This window comes from Streptomyces sp. NBC_00310 (assembly GCF_036208085.1).
Taxonomy (GTDB): domain Bacteria; phylum Actinomycetota; class Actinomycetes; order Streptomycetales; family Streptomycetaceae; genus Streptomyces.
Genome location: NZ_CP130714.1, coordinates 3,196,743 through 3,213,379, shown reverse-complemented (window position 1 = coordinate 3,213,379; position 16,637 = coordinate 3,196,743). Strand labels below are relative to the sequence as shown.

Annotated in this window: 13 protein-coding genes and 1 pseudogene; 5 read left to right on the top strand and 9 right to left on the bottom strand. The window is 71.9% G+C overall.

All coding sequences use genetic code 11. The features are described 5' to 3' along the window. Positions 1-188 precede the first annotated feature (188 nt). Positions 189-1,112 (bottom strand): TIGR01777 family oxidoreductase, encoded by a 924-nt coding sequence (locus OG202_RS14150; RefSeq protein WP_327730112.1) that lies wholly within the window; start codon positions 1,110-1,112, stop codon positions 189-191. 94 nt (positions 1,113-1,206) lie between these two features. Here OG202_RS14150 and OG202_RS14145 point away from each other — a divergent pair, with 94 nt between their 5' ends. Next, complete coding sequence (locus tag OG202_RS14145) at positions 1,207-1,695, top strand: GNAT family N-acetyltransferase (RefSeq protein ID WP_327730113.1); 489 nt, start codon at positions 1,207-1,209, stop codon at positions 1,693-1,695. A 78-nt stretch (positions 1,696-1,773) separates the two neighbouring features. Here OG202_RS14145 and OG202_RS14140 read toward each other — a convergent pair whose 3' ends face one another. Next, positions 1,774-2,958: a MarP family serine protease gene (locus tag OG202_RS14140; protein WP_327730114.1), complete on the bottom strand. Its 1,185-nt coding sequence runs from the start codon at positions 2,956-2,958 to the stop codon at positions 1,774-1,776. A 389-nt stretch (positions 2,959-3,347) separates the two neighbouring features. Between OG202_RS14140 and OG202_RS14135 the strand changes: the two genes are divergently transcribed. Together OG202_RS14135 and OG202_RS14130 are read left to right on the top strand one after the other, a co-directional pair. Further along, positions 3,348-4,085: a peptidoglycan recognition protein family protein gene (locus tag OG202_RS14135; protein WP_327732274.1), complete on the top strand. Its 738-nt coding sequence runs from the start codon at positions 3,348-3,350 to the stop codon at positions 4,083-4,085. Between the two features lie 124 nt (positions 4,086-4,209). Next, the gene (locus OG202_RS14130) at positions 4,210-4,497 is read left to right on the top strand and encodes a hypothetical protein (RefSeq protein ID WP_326583352.1); all 288 of its coding nucleotides are present in this window, start codon (positions 4,210-4,212) and stop codon (positions 4,495-4,497) included. A gap of 6 nt (positions 4,498-4,503) precedes the next feature. Here OG202_RS14130 and OG202_RS14125 read toward each other — a convergent pair whose 3' ends face one another. The 7 genes from OG202_RS14125 to OG202_RS14095 all read right to left on the bottom strand — a co-directional run bounded on the left by OG202_RS14125 (position 4,504) and on the right by OG202_RS14095 (position 15,478). After that, the gene (locus OG202_RS14125; protein ID WP_326583353.1) at positions 4,504-5,025 is read right to left on the bottom strand and encodes a DUF4240 domain-containing protein; all 522 of its coding nucleotides are present in this window, start codon (positions 5,023-5,025) and stop codon (positions 4,504-4,506) included. Positions 5,026-5,107: 82 nt separating this feature from the next. Further along, complete coding sequence (locus OG202_RS14120) at positions 5,108-6,133, bottom strand: helix-turn-helix transcriptional regulator (protein ID WP_328222823.1); 1,026 nt, start codon at positions 6,131-6,133, stop codon at positions 5,108-5,110. Positions 6,134-6,287: 154 nt separating this feature from the next. Continuing rightward, positions 6,288-8,990, bottom strand: a complete 2,703-nt coding sequence (gene aceE, locus OG202_RS14115; RefSeq protein WP_328222822.1) for a pyruvate dehydrogenase (acetyl-transferring), homodimeric type — start codon at positions 8,988-8,990, stop codon at positions 6,288-6,290. Between the two features lie 468 nt (positions 8,991-9,458). After that, positions 9,459-10,100, bottom strand: a complete 642-nt coding sequence (locus OG202_RS14110) for a GntR family transcriptional regulator (protein WP_326583356.1) — start codon at positions 10,098-10,100, stop codon at positions 9,459-9,461. Positions 10,101-10,391: 291 nt separating this feature from the next. Beyond that, positions 10,392-12,191, bottom strand: coding sequence for a 2-oxoglutarate dehydrogenase, E2 component, dihydrolipoamide succinyltransferase (gene sucB, locus OG202_RS14105; RefSeq protein ID WP_328222821.1), 1,800 nt, complete (start codon positions 12,189-12,191; stop codon positions 10,392-10,394). A gap of 60 nt (positions 12,192-12,251) precedes the next feature. Next, the gene (gene lpdA / locus OG202_RS14100; protein WP_327730118.1) at positions 12,252-13,640 is read right to left on the bottom strand and encodes a dihydrolipoyl dehydrogenase; all 1,389 of its coding nucleotides are present in this window, start codon (positions 13,638-13,640) and stop codon (positions 12,252-12,254) included. A 290-nt stretch (positions 13,641-13,930) separates the two neighbouring features. After that, on the bottom strand, positions 13,931-15,478 hold the full coding sequence (locus tag OG202_RS14095) for a leucyl aminopeptidase (RefSeq protein WP_327730119.1): 1,548 nt from the start codon (positions 15,476-15,478) through the stop codon (positions 13,931-13,933). A gap of 391 nt (positions 15,479-15,869) precedes the next feature. Between OG202_RS14095 and OG202_RS46500 the strand changes: the two genes are divergently transcribed. Continuing rightward, complete coding sequence (locus OG202_RS46500; protein ID WP_405896015.1) at positions 15,870-15,926, top strand: DUF3492 domain-containing protein; 57 nt, start codon at positions 15,870-15,872, stop codon at positions 15,924-15,926. A 134-nt stretch (positions 15,927-16,060) separates the two neighbouring features. Further along, a pseudogene (locus OG202_RS14085) lies at positions 16,061-16,574 on the top strand (spherulation-specific family 4 protein). Positions 16,575-16,637: the final 63 nt, after the last annotated feature.

Here is a 16,637-nt window from a genome sequence, read left to right as displayed (position 1 = left end):
GGGGCCTGGAAAGGCGACCGGGCCGCGGGGTGAAAAGCACGGGGCGCAGCCCCTGCTTTTCAGGGGCGCGGGGAACTGCGCGACCAGCCCCCACTCACCCGCACCCGACAACGCACCCTCCCGCCGCCCCCTCAACGTCCCGCCGCCCCCTCAACGTCCCGCCGCCCCCTCAACGTCCCGCCGCCCCCTCAACGCCCCGCCGCCGCCCGGATCGCGTCGTCGATCTCCGGATACGTGAACGTGAAGCCCGACTCCAGCAAGCGCGTCGGGACGGCCCGCGTGCTGCCGAGGACGTCTCCCGCGACCCCGCCGAGAGCGAGCCGCAGCGCGGGCGCGGGCACGGTGAACAGGGTGGGCCTGCGCAGCACCCGGCCCATGGCCGCGGTGATCTCGCGGTTGGTGAGCGGGGCGGGCGCCGTAAGGTTGAACGGCCCGGACAACGACGGCGTGAACAGAAGGTGGCGCAGGGCCGCGACCTCGTCGTGGAGGGAGATGAAGCTCCAGTACTGGCGGCCGTTCCCCATCCGCCCGCCCAACCCGGCCTTGAACAGCGGGAACAGCGGACCCCAGGCACCCCCGCCCCGCGCCACCACCAGCCCCGTACGGGCGAACGCCGTGCGGATCCCGGCCTCCCGCGCGGCCTCGGTCGCCCCCTCCCACTCCACGCACAACGAGGACAGGAACTCCGACCCCGGCTCCGCCGACTCGTCCACGACCCGGTCGCCCGTGTAGCCGTAGAAGCCGATCGCGCTGCCGTTGACGAACACGCTCGGCGGGGTGTCGAGGGAGGCGGCGGCCTCGGCGAGCGTCCTGGTGCCGAGCACCCGGCTGTCGCGGATCGTCGCCTTGTACGCCTCCGTCCAGCGGCGGGACGCGACCCCCGCGCCGGCGAGGTTGACGACGGCCGCGCACCCCGCGAGCCCCGCCACGTCGACCCGTCCCGCGTCCGGGTCCCAGCGCACCTCGCCCCGCGCCCGGGGCGCCCGCCGCACGAGCCGGAGCACCTCGTAGCCGTCGTCGGTGAGGGAGCGGGCCAGCGCCGAACCGATCAGGCCGGACGCCCCGGCGATCGCGATACGAGAACCGGGCGCAACGGGCGATTCAACGGTCATGCCCCCATCCTGCCCGGCGGACGGCGGGAAAGCGGGCCCGGGGGGCCCGCGACCCGCCCCCCGATCGTCGTGCCGCCGCCGTACAGTGGCCGCCATGCCGGTTCCGTACATACGCGTCGCGACCTCGGACGACGAGGACGTGCTCGGCCGTCTCGACCGCGACACCTGGTCCACGCTGCACTCCGTCCAGGCACGCCCCACCCAGCCGTACGAGCCGTTCTTCAACGAGCGTTACGGCCCCCACGACCACCTGGTCGCCGAACTCGGCGGCACCGTCGTCGGGTACGTGCGCCTCGCCCGGCCCTCCGCCCTCGCCTGTCACACGCACGTCCGCCAGATCCAGGGCCTCGCCGTCTCCGACCGGGCGCGCGGGGCGGGCGTCGCACGGGCGCTGCTGCGCGCCGCGCAGGACGAGGCACGCCGCCGCGGCGCCCGCCGCCTCACCCTGCGGGTCCTCGGCCACAACACCCCGGCCAGGAAGCTGTACGAGTCCGAGGGCTTCGTGGTGGAGGGGATCCTCCCGGAGGAGTTCCTGCTGGACGGGGCGTACGTGGACGACGTGTTGATGGGCCGTCGGCTCTGACGACCAGGAAGGACGACGGCTCCGGGTAGCTCACAAGGCCACAAGGCCACAAGGCCACAAGGTCATGAAGCTGCGAGGTTACGAGGTCACGAGCTCGCCCGTGTCCACCGCGGCCGTCGCGTTCGCCGCGCGCTCCGCGTCGGAGGCCACCTCGTCCACGGTGAGGACGTAACCCGTCTCCGCGTCCGAGGTCGAGCGGGCGAAGACGACGCCGAAGACCTGGCCCTCGGTGGTGAGGAGAGGGCCGCCGGAGTTGCCGGGGCGGACGGTGGAGCGGATGGAGTAGATGTCGCGGGTCACCGAGTCGGTGTTGTAGATGTTCCGGCCGGTCGCGTCGATACGGCTGGCGACCGTGGCCGCCTGGAGGTCCAGGCCGCCGTCCTCCGGATAGCCGGCCACGACCGCCGCGTCACCGCGCTCGGCGCCGTCGTCGAGGCGCAGCAGCGGGGCCTCGAGACCCGGGACGTACAGGACCGCCACGTCCTTGTCGGGGTCGAAGAGCACGACCTTCGCCTCGTACGCCTTGCCCACGCCGCCCACGCGCACGCTCGGGTCGTCGATGCCCGCCACCACATGGGCGTTGGTCATCACATGCTCGGTGGCGTACACGAAGCCGCTGCCCTCGCGGCCCTGGGTGCCCGCGACGCCCTCGATCTTCACCGTGCTGCGCTTGGCGGCGCCGGTCGCCGCAGCGGTGACGCTGTCGCCGGACGGCTTGGCCACCTCCGCCGTCGCCTCGTTCTCGAACGGGTTGAAGACCTGCGGGAAACCCGCCTCGGTGAGCGCGGAGGTGGCGTCGGAGAACCAGGCCGGGGTGGTGTCCGGCATGGTGTTCTGCACGGCGCCGAGCAGCGCGGAGTTACGGATCGAGTTGGTCACCACCGGGGACGAGGACGCCCCGAGGACGCTCGCGGCCACCCACGCCACGATCAGCACGGCGACCGTGTTGGCCGCCGCCCCGCCTATGCCGTCGGCCACCCGCAGCGGGCTGCGGTCGATCTCCCGGCGCAGCCGCAGCGCCAGCCGGCCCGCCAGCTCATGCCCGATCACTCCCGGCACCAGCACCGTCAGCACCGCCGTGACCGTCGCCCCCGGGGTGCCCGCCTCCACCAGCTCCATCATCCAGGGCAGCACCCAGACACCTGTCGCCGCACCGCCCACGAAACCGGCGAGGGACACACATCCCGCGACCAGGCCGCGCCGGTAACCCGACGCCGCGTAGGCCAGGATCACCAGCATCAGCAGGATGTCGAGCACGTCCACTCCAGCCGCCTCTCTCCAGGGACCCTGTAGTACGCGTGCGGCGGGCGCAGTGATCAGTTACGCCCGCACCGCACGCCGATGGCGCGCGAAACCGGCCACCACCGCGCCACATCCGCCTGGAACCGTAAAAACGTCCCGGACCACGGCGTTGGTTCCTTCCGCTTCCCTCGGGTGGCCCAGCCCACATCGCGGCCGGTACGCATCCGGGTGACTCTGGGGCCATGCGTGTGTTCCGGACGTCACGGGGGGCGCGAATACGGCGGCTGCGCCTGTGGCGCCGCCGCACACGGACCCCGCGCGCCCCGGACCCGGTCCGCGGGCACCTGCGCCGGTTCCGCGAGCGGGCGCGTCGGGCCCGGGAGCGGGTGGACCCGCCGCGCCCCGTCCTCCTGCTGCTGGCCTGTCTGCCCGGGCTGGCGGCCGTGCTCGCGCTGGTGCTGTGCGCGATCGGCGTGGACCGTACGGCGCAGCGCGCGGGCCGACCGGTCGCGGCCCGGCCCGCGCCGCACCAGGCGCCCCGGCCGCCCATCGTGCCCAGGGCCCGCTGGCTGGAGCTGGAGAAGGACGTGCCCAGCCAGCCGCCCGCCCGCTACGACGACGAGGTCGCCGCCGTCTTCGTCCACCACACGGACTCGCCGAACGGCTACGACTGCGCAGACGCGCCCCGCATCATCCGCCACCTGTACGCCGGCCAGACCGGCGCCAAGGACTGGGACGACATCGGCTACAACTTCCTCGTCGACCGCTGCGGCACCATCTACGAGGGCCGCGCGGGCGGCATCGACCGCCCCGTCACCGGCGCCCACACCCAGGGCTTCAACCACCGCACCACCGGCATCGCCGCCCTCGGCACCTTCACCGCCGGCGTCCCCGTGCCGCAGGCCATGACCGACGCGATCGCCGCCCTCGCCGCCTGGAAACTCGGCCTCTCCGACACCGACCCCCGCGGCAGCGTCAAGCTCACCTCCAGCAACAGCCTCAGCCGCTACGCCTCCGGCACCACCGCCCTGCTGCCGACCCTCGCGGGCCACAGCGACGGCTTCATGACCAGTTGCCCGGGCGCGGCCCTCGCGGAACGCCTGCCCGCGATCAGAGAGCTGGCGGCCCGCCTCCAGGGCCGGCGTTGAGCCGGATCTCATCGCGTCGAGACGGATCTCATGAGGTTCACAGACAGCGCGCCGCGGCCTCACAGACTTCTCCAAGATCCGCGCCCTAGCTTCGTAGTCGTCACGCCGACCGGAGGTGGGGAAAATGATCAGCAGTCGTACGAAGAACACGTCCCGCGACCCGAAGAGGTCCTGGTCCTCGGCCCTGCGGAGCCCCTGGACGGTGGCCTGCGCGACCGCCGTCGTCGTGCTCGGCCCGTCCGCCGTCACCGCGACCGCCCTGGAGCGCGCCAACTCCGCGCCCCTGCACGGAGCCTCGGCCCCCGAGCACCCGGCCCCGGGCGGGGAAGGCCGCCACCACGCCCAGCCGTACACCGCCGAGCAGTACGCCTACCTGCCGCGCACGACGAGCCGCGGCGTCCACGGCGTCTGAACAGCGCTACGCCCTGAAACGCTCCCAGAGCTTCGGGCAGCGCTCGGCGAGCGCGGACTCGTTCTCGAAGTCGAGCGGGGCGCCCTCGGGTTCGCCGGGCGCGGGCGGGATGCCGAGGTCCGGGGCGACCACACCGGTGAGCTGCTCGTACGCCTCGTCGGCGGCATAGCCCAGCTCCTCGCCGTCCCCGTCGATCTCCTCGTCGAAGTCGCCCAGCAGCTCGGCGAGCGAGTCGGGTTCGTGCACCGCGCCCTCGAAGACCTCCCGGCCCTGGCCGATCAGCCAGCACCGGAAGTAGTCGAACGCGTCGTCGCTGGCACCGTCGAGCAGCACCCAGGCGGCGCCCCAAAGGTCCCAGGTGTACGCGCGGTTGTAACGGGACTCGAAGTGCCGGGCGAAGTCCAGCACGGCCTCCGGGTCCAGCCGGCCGAGCCGTTCCACGAGCAGGTCGGCCTGGTCCTCGGGGTCGCCCTCGGCGTCCTCCCGGGCGGTGTCCACCAACTCCCAGAACTCCGTCTCGTCCATCACTGGTCCAGCATCGGGCCTGGGCGGGCCGGACGCACGCGGAGAACGGCGGATTGTTATGTCGGGTTCGGCACTCCGCGGGGCCTCACGGGGTCTCGTACAGCCCGGCGAGCCGGCGTGCGTCGGCCGCGAAGCGCTCCCGCAGCCCTTCGGGGGCCAGTACCTCGGCCTCCGCCCCCAGCGCCGTGAGCTGGGTGTGCGCCACCTCCTCCGACTCGACGCGGAGCGTGACGGTGGTCCGGCCGTGTCCGTCGCGGGCGCCGACCGCCGCCGTCAGGGCGTCCCGGGCGGAGACGGGATCCACGACGTGCGGCAGTCTCCGCACTCCCTCCGCCGAGAGCCGTACGACGACCTCGGCATGCAGGATCGACCGGGCGAATCGTTCTGTCTGCTCGTCCCAGTAGGCCGGCAGGTCGAACTCCTCGTCGCGGGTGAAGCGGTCGCCGTCGGCGTCGACGGCGAGGAAACGGTCGATGCGGTAGGTCCGGAAGGAGCCGCCGCCGCCACTGCCGCTGCTGCCGCCGCCGCCGTCGTCGGAGGAGGAGGAGGGGACATGGGCGCACAGGTACCAGACGCCGGCCTTGAGGACGAGACCGTACGGCTCCAGCTCGCGCTCGACTTCGGTATCCCTCCTGCGGTAGCGCGCGACGATCCGGCGGTCGTCCCACACTGCGTCCGCCACGGCGGGCAGCAGCTCAGGAGTCTTCGGCTCGTCGAACCAGCTCGGCGCGTCGAGGTGGAACCGCTGCGAGGCCGTACGGGAGGCGTCGCGCAGGGAGGGCAACAGGGCGGCCGAGACCTTCAGCCGGGCGGCGGAGGCCGCGTCCTCCAACCCCATCTCCCGCAGGGCCCCGGGCACGCCGCTGAGGAACAACGCCTCGGCCTCGCTCCGGGCCAGCCCCGTCAGCCGGGTCCGGTACCCGCCGATCAGGCGATATCCCCCGGCCCGCCCCCGATCCGCGTACACCGGCACCCCCGCCTCCGACAGTGCCTGGGCGTCCCGCGTCACCGTCCGCTCCGACACCTCCAGCTCCCGGGCCAGTTCGGCGGCGGTCATGGAGGGCCGGGACTGGAGGAGAAGGACCATCTTGATCAGCCGAGCAGCACGCATACGGCCATGATGCCGGGCCGTGCGGTGGCATTTGGCCCGCGGGTGGGTGGGGCCTGCTCGCGGAGGGGGCGAAGGGGCACAGCCCCTGGGGAGGGGAACGGGTAGGGGCGGCGGGGCGAGGAAAGGTCCCCATCGCCCCACCGCCCCACCGGCGTCACAGCCCGTACTGCTCCCGGGCCTCCTTCACCGCCGTCGCCTTGACCTCGCCGCGCCGGGCGAGCTGGGCCAGGGCGGCCACGACGAGGGACTGGGCGTCCACGCCGAAGTGGCGGCGGGCGGCCTCGCGGGTGTCGGAGAGGCCGAAGCCGTCCGCACCGAGGGAGGAGTAGTCCTGCTCGACCCACTGGGCGATCTGGTCGGGGACCTGGCGCATGTAGTCGGAGACCGCCAGGACCGGGCCCTCGGCCCCCTGGAGCGCCTGACGGACGAAGGGCACCCGCTCCTCGCCGCGCAGCAGCGCGGCGTCGGACTCCAGCGCGTCCCGGCGCAGCTCGCTCCAGGAGGTCGCGGACCAGACGTCCGCCGCCACCCCCCACTCCTCGGCGAGCAGTTTCTGCGCCTGAAGGGCCCAGTGGATCGCCGTGCCGGAGCCGAGCAGCTGGATGCGCGGGGCGTTCGCCACCGGGGACAGCCCCGCCGACTCGGCCGTGTTGAAGCGGTACAGACCCTTGACGATGCCCTCGTCCACCCCCGCGACCGCCGGCTTCGCGGGCTGCGGCAGCGGCTCGTTGTAGACGGTCAGGTAGTAGAAGACGTTCGGGTCCTCGCCCGGGGCCGCCTCGCCGTACATCCGGCGCAGACCGTCCTTGACGATCGCCGCGACCTCGTACGCGAACGCCGGGTCGTACGTCAGCGCCGCCGGGTTCGTCGCCGCGATGACCGGTGAGTGACCGTCGGCGTGCTGGAGGCCCTCGCCCGTCAGGGTCGTACGGCCGGCCGTCGCGCCGACCAGGAAGCCGCGGCCGAGCTGGTCGCCGAGCTGCCACATCTGGTCGGCCGTGCGCTGCCAGCCGAACATCGAGTAGAAGATGTAGAACGGGATCATCGCCTCACCGTGCGTGGAGTACGCGGTGGACGCGGCGATGAAGTCCGCCATGGAACCGGCCTCGGTGATCCCCTCGTTGAGGATCTGGCCGTCCTTGGCCTCCTTGTAGTACATCAGCTGGTCACGGTCGACCGGCTCGTACGTCTGCCCCTTGGGGGAGTAGATCCCGAGGGACGGGAAGAGCGACTCCATGCCGAAGGTGCGCGCCTCGTCGGGGACGATCGGCACCCAGCGCCGGCCCGTCTGCTTGTCGCGGACCAGGTCCTTGACCAGCCGGACGAAGGCCATGGTCGTCGCCACGTTCTGCGAACCGGAACCCTTGTCGAAGGCGGCGAAGGTCTTGTCGGCGGCGGCCGGCAGCGGGGCCAGCGCGTGCGTACGGCGGGCCGGGGCGGGACCGCCGAGGGCGGCGCGGCGCTCCTGGAGGTAGCGGACCTCGGCGGAGTCGGCGCCCGGGTGGCCGTAGGGCACGACCCCGTCGACGAAGTCGCTGTCCTTGATGGGGAGTTCGAGCAGGTCACGCATCTGCTTGAACTCGTCCACCGACAGCTTCTTCATCTGGTGGTTGGCGTTCTTCGACGCGAAGCCCTCGCCGAGCGTGAAGCCCTTGACGGTCTGGGCCAGGATGACGGTCGGGGCGCCCTTGAACTCGACGGCGGCCTTGTAGGCGGCGTAGACCTTGCGCGCCTCGTGACCACCGCGGGAGAGGTGGAAGCACTCCAGGATCTTGTCGTCGCTCAGCAGCTTCGCCATCTCGACGAGCGCCGGGTCGGCGCCGAAGAAGTCCTGGCGGATGTAGGCGGCGTCGCGGGTCTGGTACGTCTGCACCTGCGCATCGGGTACCTCGCGCAGGCGGCGGACGAGCGCGCCCGTGGTGTCGAGCTGGAACAGCTCGTCCCAGGCGGAACCCCACAGCGACTTGACGACGTTCCAGCCGGCGCCGCGGAACTGGGCCTCCAGTTCCTGCACGATCTTGAAGTTCGCGCGGACCGGGCCGTCGAGGCGCTGCAGGTTGCAGTTGATGACGAAGGTGAGGTTGTCCAGACCCTCACGGGAGGCCAGGGCGAGTGCCGCCGTCGACTCCGGCTCGTCCATCTCGCCGTCGCCGAGGAACGCCCAGACGTGGGAGTTCGAGACGTCCTTGATGCCACGGCTGGTGAGATAGCGGTTGAAGCGCGCCTGGTAGATCGCCGACAGCGGGCCGAGACCCATCGACACCGTCGGGAACTCCCACAGCCAGGGGAGGCGGCGGGGGTGCGGGTACGACGGGAGGCCGTCGCCGCCGGACTCCCGGCGGAAGTTGTCGAGCTGCTGCTCGTTCAGCCGGCCGTCGAGGAAGGCGCGGGCGTAGATGCCGGGGGAGGCGTGGCCCTGGATGTAGAGCTGGTCGCCCGAGCCGTCGGCCTCCTTGCCCTTGAAGAAGTGGTTGAAGCCCGTCTCGTAGAGCCAGGCCGCGGAGGCGAAGGTGGCGATGTGGCCGCCGACGCCGTATTTGGAGCCACGGGTGACCATCGCGGCCGCGTTCCAGCGGTTCCACGCGGTGATACGGCGCTCCAGCGCCTCGTCACCGGGCACGCCCGGCTCGGCGGTGGTGGGGATGGTGTTGACGTAGTCCGTCTCGAGCAGCTTGGGCAGCGCGATGCCGTTGCCCTCCGCGCGCTCCAGGGTGCGGCGCATCAGGTACGCCGCGCGGTGCGGCCCGGCCGCCTTGGTGACGGCGTCCAGCGAGGCCTGCCATTCGGCGGTCTCTTCCGGATCCCGGTCGGGGAGCTGGTCGAGCGCGCTCGGCTGGATGGCGTGGGAGTCGGTCATTGCGCCGCCTTCCTCAGTCGAAGGGGGTTCCCTCATCGGTAAGGGTTCGGGGGTTGCCCTTGGTCTTTGGCAGGACAGGGCGATGGGCTTCGGTGCGGTGTCGATGTGCGACGCCGTCGCGCGGCCCGTCGGCGACTGTAACCCGCTGATCGATGATCGATCAAAGGGTCGCGGGCAAAATCTCTTGATCTCGAGAAAGTCGGCACGGGGTGCCTTCGGTGACGACACCGGGTGCCGTGCGGGCCGGGGTTTGTGCAGGTGGGGCGGCGTTTGAGTGAGGGTTCGCCCAAGAGCTCGGGTGTGCGGGTGTGTTGGCGGGTGCGGGTTGTGGGGGTTGCTCGCGCAGTTCCCCGCGCCCCTTGAAAGCCCCGGGCGCGACCCATGCCGCCAAGGGGCGCGGGGAACTGCGCGACCAGCCCCCACTCACCGGCAGCCGAAAAACGCACCCCCGATGGCTACCCCCGATGGCTACGCCGGCTCGTCGTCCGTGTGCGGGGCGCAGCCCAGGACGTGGGCCTTGACCAGGTCGGCGATCCGCGGGTCGCGGCGACGGAACGCCGCCACCAACTCCTCGTGCTCCTCGGCGTACGACTGCTGGACCGTACCCAGCCAGCGGATGCTCAGCGCGGTGAAGACCTCGATGCCCAGGCCCTCCCAGGTGTGCAGCAGCACCGAGTTGCCCGCCGCCCGCACCAGCTCGCGGTGGAACGCCACCGTGTGCCGCACCTGGGACGTGCCGTCGGCGTTGCGGTCCGCCTCGTACAGGGCGGCCACATGCGGCTCCAGTGCCGAGCAGTCCTCGGCCAGCCGCTCCGCCGCCAGCTCCGCCGCGATCGCCTCCAGGCCCGCCCGTACCGGGTAGCTCTCCTCCAGATCGGCGGCGGTCAGATTCCGCACCCGCACGCCCTTGTTCGGCGCGGATTCGATCAACCGCAGTGACTCCAGCTCGCGCAGCGCCTCCCGCACCGGCGTCTGGCTGACCTCCAGCTCCGTCGCGATCCGCCGCTCCACGATCCGCTCGCCCGGCTGCCACCGCCCGCTCACGATCCCCTCCACGATGTGCTCGCGGATCTGTTCGCGCAGCGAGTGGACGACGGGCGCGGTGGTCATGCGGGCTCCTTCGGCGGGGGACAGAGCCCCAGGGGCGTTGACCTCTAGACAATAAAGCCGCGACCCCGGCGGTGAGAGGCGCACGGGGGCGCTTTCGCGCAGGTGAGACGAGACTTACACGTTCCCATGGAGGGCCGGTTTGTAAAGACCCGTACCGGCCAGGCTCGGCGGAGATTCCGCGCACTCCTCGGGGGCGCGGGAACGCACCGGTGCCCCGTCCGGAGGATTCCGGACGGGGCACCGTCGTACCACGCTCAGGGGCCTCTGTTCAGAAGCCCCTGGTCAGAGGCGTCACAGGCCGAGCTCGACCTCGAACTCGCCCGCCTCCAGGATCGCCTTGACGGCCGTCAGGTAACGGGCCGCGTCGGCGCCGTCGACCAGACGGTGGTCGTAGGAGAGGGTCAGGTAGGTCATGTCGCGGATGCCGATGACCGTGCCCTCCTCGGTCTCGATGACCGCCGGGCGCTTGACCGTGGCACCGATGCCGAGGATCGCGACCTGGCCCGGCGGCACGATGATCGTGTCGAAGAGCGCACCGCGCGAACCGGTGTTGGAGATCGTGAAGGTCGCGCCGGACAGCTCGTCGGGCGTGATCTTGTTGGCCCGGACCTTGCCCGCGAGCTCCGCCGTGGCCTTGGCGATACCGGCGATGTTGAGGTCACCGGCGTGCTTGATGACCGGGGTCATCAGGCCCTTCTCGGAGTCCACCGCGATACCGATGCTCTCGGTGTCGAAGTAGGTGATCGTGCCCTCGGCCTCGTTGATCCTGGCGTTGACGGGCGCGTGCGCCTTCAGCGCCTGGGCCGCGGCCTTGACGAAGAACGGCATCGGGGAGAGCTTGACGCCCTCGCGGGCCGCGAACGAGTCCTTGGCCCGGCCGCGCAGCTTCATCAGGCGGGTGACGTCGACCTCGACGACCGACGACAGCTGGGCCTGCTCGTGCAGCGCCTTGACCATGTTGTCGCCGATGACCTTGCGGATGCGCGGCATCTTGACGGTCTGGCCACGCAGGGGCGAGGCCTCCAGGGACGGCGCCTTCTTGGCGGCATGGCCTCCGGCAGTCACAGCAGCCGCGGCCGGAGCCGGGGCGGCAGCGGCGGCCTTCGCGGCCTCGGCGGCGGCGACGACGTCCTGCTTGCGGATACGGCCGCCGACGCCGGTGCCCTTGACGGCGCCCAGGTCGACACCGTTCTCGGCGGCGAGCTTGCGCACCAGCGGGGTGACGTACGCGCCTTCGTCGGTCGCCTTGGTGGCAGCGGACGCCGCCGGAGCGGCGGGAGCCGGAGCCGGGGTGACCGGGGCGGGCGCGGGAGCCGGCGCGGCCGGAGCGGCGGCGGCGGGGGCCGGAGCCGGGGCGGCGGGGGCCGCCGGCGCGGGGGCCGGAGCCGGAGCCGCGGGGGCGGCCGGGGCAGAGGCGGCAGGCGCCGGAGCCGGGGCGGCAGGGGCCGGGGCAGCCGCCGGAGCGGCACCCGGGGCGCCGATGACGGCCAGCTTGGCGCCGACCTCGGCGGTCTCGTCCTCGGCGACCGTGATCTCCAGGAGCACACCGGAGGTGGGCGCCGGGATCTCGGTGTCGACCTTGTCCGTGGAGACCTCGAGCAGCGGCTCGTCGGCCTCGACGGAGTCGCCGACCTCCTTGAGCCAGCGGGTGACGGTGCCCTCGGTGACGGACTCGCCGAGCGCCGGGAGGACCACGTCGGTGCCCTCGGCGGAGCCGGCGCCGGTGGCCGCCTCGGCGGTCGGGGCCGGCGCGGGCGCGGCCTGCTCGGTGGAGGGCGCGGCCGCGGCGGGCTCGGGGGCCGGAGCCGGAGCCTCGGCGGCGGCGGGGGCCGGGGCGGCGGCGGGCGCGCCCGTGCCGTCGTCGATCAGCGCCAGCTCGGCGCCGACCTCGACGGTCTCGTCCTCGGCGACCTTGATGGACGCCAGGATGCCGGCGGCGGGGGAGGGGATCTCGGTGTCGACCTTGTCGGTCGAGACCTCGAGCAGCGGCTCGTCGGCCTCTACGCGCTCACCCTCGGCCTTCAGCCAGCGGGTGACAGTGCCCTCGGTGACGCTCTCGCCGAGCGCCGGAAGGGTTACGGAAACCGCCATGGTTTCTGTTGCTCCTTAACGATTGCGGAAGTCTGGATCGTCGCTTCGTCGACCGAGGGGTCAGTCGTGCGAGTGCAGCGGCTTGCCCGCGAGGGCCAGGTGGGCCTCGCCGAGCGCCTCGTTCTGCGTCGGGTGGGCGTGGATGAGCTGGGCGACCTCGGCGGGGAGGGCTTCCCAGTTGTAGATCAGCTGGGCCTCGCCCACCTGCTCGCCCATGCGGTCGCCGACCATGTGGACGCCGACCACGGCACCGTCCTTGACCTGGACGAGCTTGATCTCGCCCGAGGTGTTCAGGATCTTGCTCTTGCCGTTGCCCGCGAGGTTGTACTTCAGAGCGACGACCTTGTCCGCGCCGTAGATCTCCTTGGCCTTGGCCTCGGTGATACCCACGGAGGCGACCTCGGGGTGGCAGTACGTCACCCGGGGGACGCCGTCGTAGTCGATCGGCACGGCCTTGAGGCCGGCCAGACGCTCCGCCACCAGGATGCCCTCGGCGAAGCCGACGTGCGCGAGCTGGAGCGTCGGGACCAGGTCACCGACGGCGGAGATGGTCGGGACGTTCGTCCGCATGTACTCGTCGACGAGGACGTAGCCGCGGTCCATGGCGACGCCCTGCTCCTCGTAACCCAGACCCTGGGACACGGGGCCGCGGCCGACGGCGACGAGCAGGAGCTCGGCCTCGAACTCCTTGCCGTCGGCGAGGGTGACCTTGACACCGTCCTGGGTGTACTCGGCCTTCGAGAAGAAGGTGCCCAGGTTGAACTTGATGCCGCGCTTGCGGAACGCGCGCTCAAGAAGCTTGGAGGAGTTCTCGTCCTCGAGCGGGGCGAGGTGCTTCAGCCCCTCGATGATCGTGATGTCGGTGCCGAAGGACTTCCAGGCGGAGGCGAACTCGACGCCGATGACACCGCCGCCGAGGACGATCGCCGACTTCGGCACACGGTCCAGGACGAGGGCGTGGTCGGAGGAGATGATGCGGTTGCCGTCGATCTCCAGGCCCGGCAGCGACTTCGGCACGGAGCCGGTCGCCAGCAGGACGTGACGGCCCTGGATGCGCTGACCGTTCACATCGACGGAGGTCGGGGAGGACAGACGGCCCTCACCCTCGATGTAGGTGACCTTGCGGGAGGCGATGAGCCCCTGCAGACCCTTGTACAGGCCGGAGATCACGCCGTCCTTGTACTTGTGCACGGCGGGGACGTCGATGCCCTCGAAGGTGGCCTTCACACCGAACTGCTCGCTCTCGCGGGCCTGGTCGGCGATCTCGCCCGCGTGGAGCAGGGCCTTCGTGGGAATGCATCCCCGGTGCAGGCAGGTACCGCCGACCTTGTCCTTCTCGATCAGGGCGACGTCCAGGCCCAGCTGCGCCCCGCGCAGGGCCGCGGCGTAACCACCGCTACCACCGCCGAGGATCACTAGGTCGAAAACGGTGCTGGCGTCGTTCGCCACGTCACGTCCTCCATGCATGTGCGCCGTACGCCGGTCGTCCATGACCGGGCGGCGGCTGGTGTCCGGCCGCTCTTCTTCGGCCCTGTGGTGGGGGCCCTGTCCTGCCGAGCCCCATCTTCGCACTTGTCGGGAGGGAACGAGACGCCGGGCCGGGGTGTGAGACACCACACGCTCAGATGTGACGAGACGGCCGGGCAGCGCGCCCTGAAGGGGCGCGGGGAACTGCGCGACCAGCCCCCACACCCCCGCAGTCGTCGTACAAAGGATCGGACCGAGCTGCTAGGCGGACATCACCCCAGGTCACCCGAGGCCGCACGCTCGGCGAGCCGTACCAGGGTCCGCACCGCGGTCCCGGTGCCCCCCTTCGGCGTGTACCCGAAGGGCCCGCCCTCGTTGAACGCCGGCCCCGCGATGTCCAGGTGCGCCCAGGTGATCCCCTCGCCCACGAACTCCTTCAGGAACAGCCCGGCGACGAGCCCGCCGCCGTACCGCTCCCCCATGTTCGCGATGTCGGCGGTCGGGGAGTCCATCCCCTTGCGCAGGTGGTCCGGCAGCGGCATGGGCCACGCCGGCTCGCCCGACTCCTCCGCGGCCTCGTGCACCGCGGAGCGGAACGCGTCGTCGTTCGCCATGATCCCGAACGTCCGGTTGCCCAGCGCCAGCATCATCGCCCCGGTCAGCGTCGCCACGTCGACGATCGCGTCCGGCTTGTCCTCGGACGCCTTGGCGAGCGCGTCGGCCAGGACGAGCCGCCCCTCCGCGTCGGTGTTCAGCACCTCCACCGTCTTGCCGCTGTACATGCGCAGCACGTCACCCGGGCGGGTGGCGGAGCCGGAGGGCATGTTCTCGGCGAGGGCGAGCCAGCCGGTGATGTTGACCTCAAGACCGAGGCGCGCGGCGGCGACGACCGCGGCGAACACGGCGGCCGCACCGCTCATGTCGCACTTCATCGTCTCGTTGTGCCCGGCGGGCTTGAGCGAGATGCCGCCCGAGTCGTAGGTGATGCCCTTGCCGACGAACGCCAGGTGCTTCGTCGCCTTGGAGCTGGTGTACGTCAGCTGCACCAGGCGGGGCGTGGCCGCGGAGCCCGCGCCGACGCCGAGGATGCCGCCGTAGCCGCCCTTGGCGAGCGCCTTCTCGTCGAGCACGGTCACCTTGATGCCGTGCTCCTTGGCCGCGGTCTGCGCGACGGCGGCGAAGGCCTCCGGGTCGAGGTCGTTCGGCGGGGTGTTGATGAGGTCGCGGGCGCGGTTCAGCTCCTCGGTCACCGCGATCGCGCGCTCGGCGGCCGCCTTGTGGGCCTTGTCCCGGGGCTTCGCGCCGAGCAGGGTGACCTCGGCGAGCGGGGCCTTGGCGTTCTTCGCCTTCGTGGCGTTCTTCGAAGGCGCGGTCTCCTTGTAGGCGTCGAAGGAGTACGCGCCGAGCAGCGCGCCCTCGGCGACGGCGGCCACGGCGTCGGCGTCCGCGACGGGCAGCGCGAACGCGGCCTTCTTCGCACCCGTCAGGGCACGGGCCGCGGCACCGGCCGCGCGGCGCAGCGCCTCCGCGCCGAACGAGCCGTCCTTCTCGGGCACCGCACCCAGGCCCACCGCCACCACGAGCGGCGCCTTGAAGCCGGACGGCGCGGGCAGCTTCGTCACCTCGCCCTCCGCGCCCGAGGCGCCGAGGGTCTCCAGGAGGCCGGCCAGCTTGCCGTCGTACGCGGTGTCCACGGCCTCGGCACCCGGCGCGATGACCAGGTCCCCGGACCGGGATGCAGTGCCCTTCGCGACACCGACCACGATCGCGTCGGCGCGGAGGCCCGACGCGGCGGCGGTGCTGAGAGTGAGAGCAGTCACGGTGGTGAAATCTCGCTTCCGATTGAGTTTCGGTGGCCGAACGGATGGGTCGACGTGCCGAGAACGAGCCTAGGCCCTTGTTCGGCCCATCGGACCTGGAGCGTGGGCCGGTTGCGCACTCGCCGTCCGTACGGCGTCCGCTGCGACCAGCCTCCCCGACTTTCGCCTCCGGCCGTGCAGGGAGATCCCCATGACTTCGGCATAGGGGGATCCCTTATCGCCGGGCGGGTGTCGCACGGCCCATCGTCTTCGCGCGTAGCGCCGAGGCGCTCCGCGCCGGCGTCGGCGGCCGATCTCGATCACTCCTGCGGGCATTCACCCCTATGTGACTTCATGGTCATTTCCGCACCCACCTGTGCCCTGACCTTGGTCACACTCGTCCCGCCGGTGAGTGCTGCTCACCGAAGGCACCTATCCGCATGTCCACGGCGGGGTCAGCACCTGGTGAGACCAGCTCGTCCAGGGCATGCCCACGTCGAGTACCACCTCCTGTCGCTCACCGGCACCGGCCGCGAACCCGTGACCCCTGGCGGTGGGGGCCCCGGGTCGGCCGACACCGCCGCCCCCACCTCCCACCCCTCCTTGTTGGTTCCCTACTACGAGCCCCCTCCGACCGCCCCGCCGAATGGCAGGCGCTCGTCGCGGCCGCGCCCCGCCTCTACGGTGTCGTCCTCAACCCGGCCGACGGCCCGGGTGCCCCCCGACCCGGCGTTCATCCAGGTCGCGGGTCGGCTGCGGGCGGCAGGCGTACGACTCCTTGGCTACACCGACACCGGCTACGGGCGCAGACCCGTCAGGGACGTCGTACGGGAGCTGACCCGGTACCACGCCTGGTACGGCACCCACGGCATGTTCCTCGACCAAGCGGCCGCGGAACTGGGCGAGTTCGACTACTACCGGCGGCTCGCGGCGGCCGTCTGGGGCGCGGGTGTGCCATCTGGTGTACGGGGTGCCGCCGGACACCGACGTCGGCGGCCTCGCCCGGACCCGGGGTGCCTCCGTGCACTGCGCGGTGCCCGGCGTGGGGGATCATCCGTGGGGTGTGGAGCTGCTGCCGCTGGAGTGGGTTCAGGAGCGTTTTGGTGAGCGGGGGTGAGTGCTGCTGGTCTGTGTGGTGTCACGCGCCCCGGTGGTGGTGTCGGTTTCAGCGGGGAACTGA

Excerpts from the sequence above, each read along its gene's own strand:
- OG202_RS14150 (WP_327730112.1), bottom strand. The coding sequence starts at position 1,112 with ATGACCGTTGAATCGCCCGTTGCGCCCGGTTCTCGTATCGCGATCGCC.
- OG202_RS14145 (WP_327730113.1), top strand. The coding sequence starts at position 1,207 with ATGCCGGTTCCGTACATACGCGTCGCGACCTCGGACGACGAGGACGTG.
- OG202_RS14130 (WP_326583352.1), top strand. The coding sequence starts at position 4,210 with ATGATCAGCAGTCGTACGAAGAACACGTCCCGCGACCCGAAGAGGTCC.
- OG202_RS14120 (WP_328222823.1), bottom strand. The coding sequence starts at position 6,133 with ATGCGTGCTGCTCGGCTGATCAAGATGGTCCTTCTCCTCCAGTCCCGG.
- aceE (WP_328222822.1), bottom strand. The coding sequence starts at position 8,990 with ATGACCGACTCCCACGCCATCCAGCCGAGCGCGCTCGACCAGCTCCCC.
- OG202_RS14110 (WP_326583356.1), bottom strand. The coding sequence starts at position 10,100 with ATGACCACCGCGCCCGTCGTCCACTCGCTGCGCGAACAGATCCGCGAG.
- sucB (WP_328222821.1), bottom strand. The coding sequence starts at position 12,191 with ATGGCGGTTTCCGTAACCCTTCCGGCGCTCGGCGAGAGCGTCACCGAG.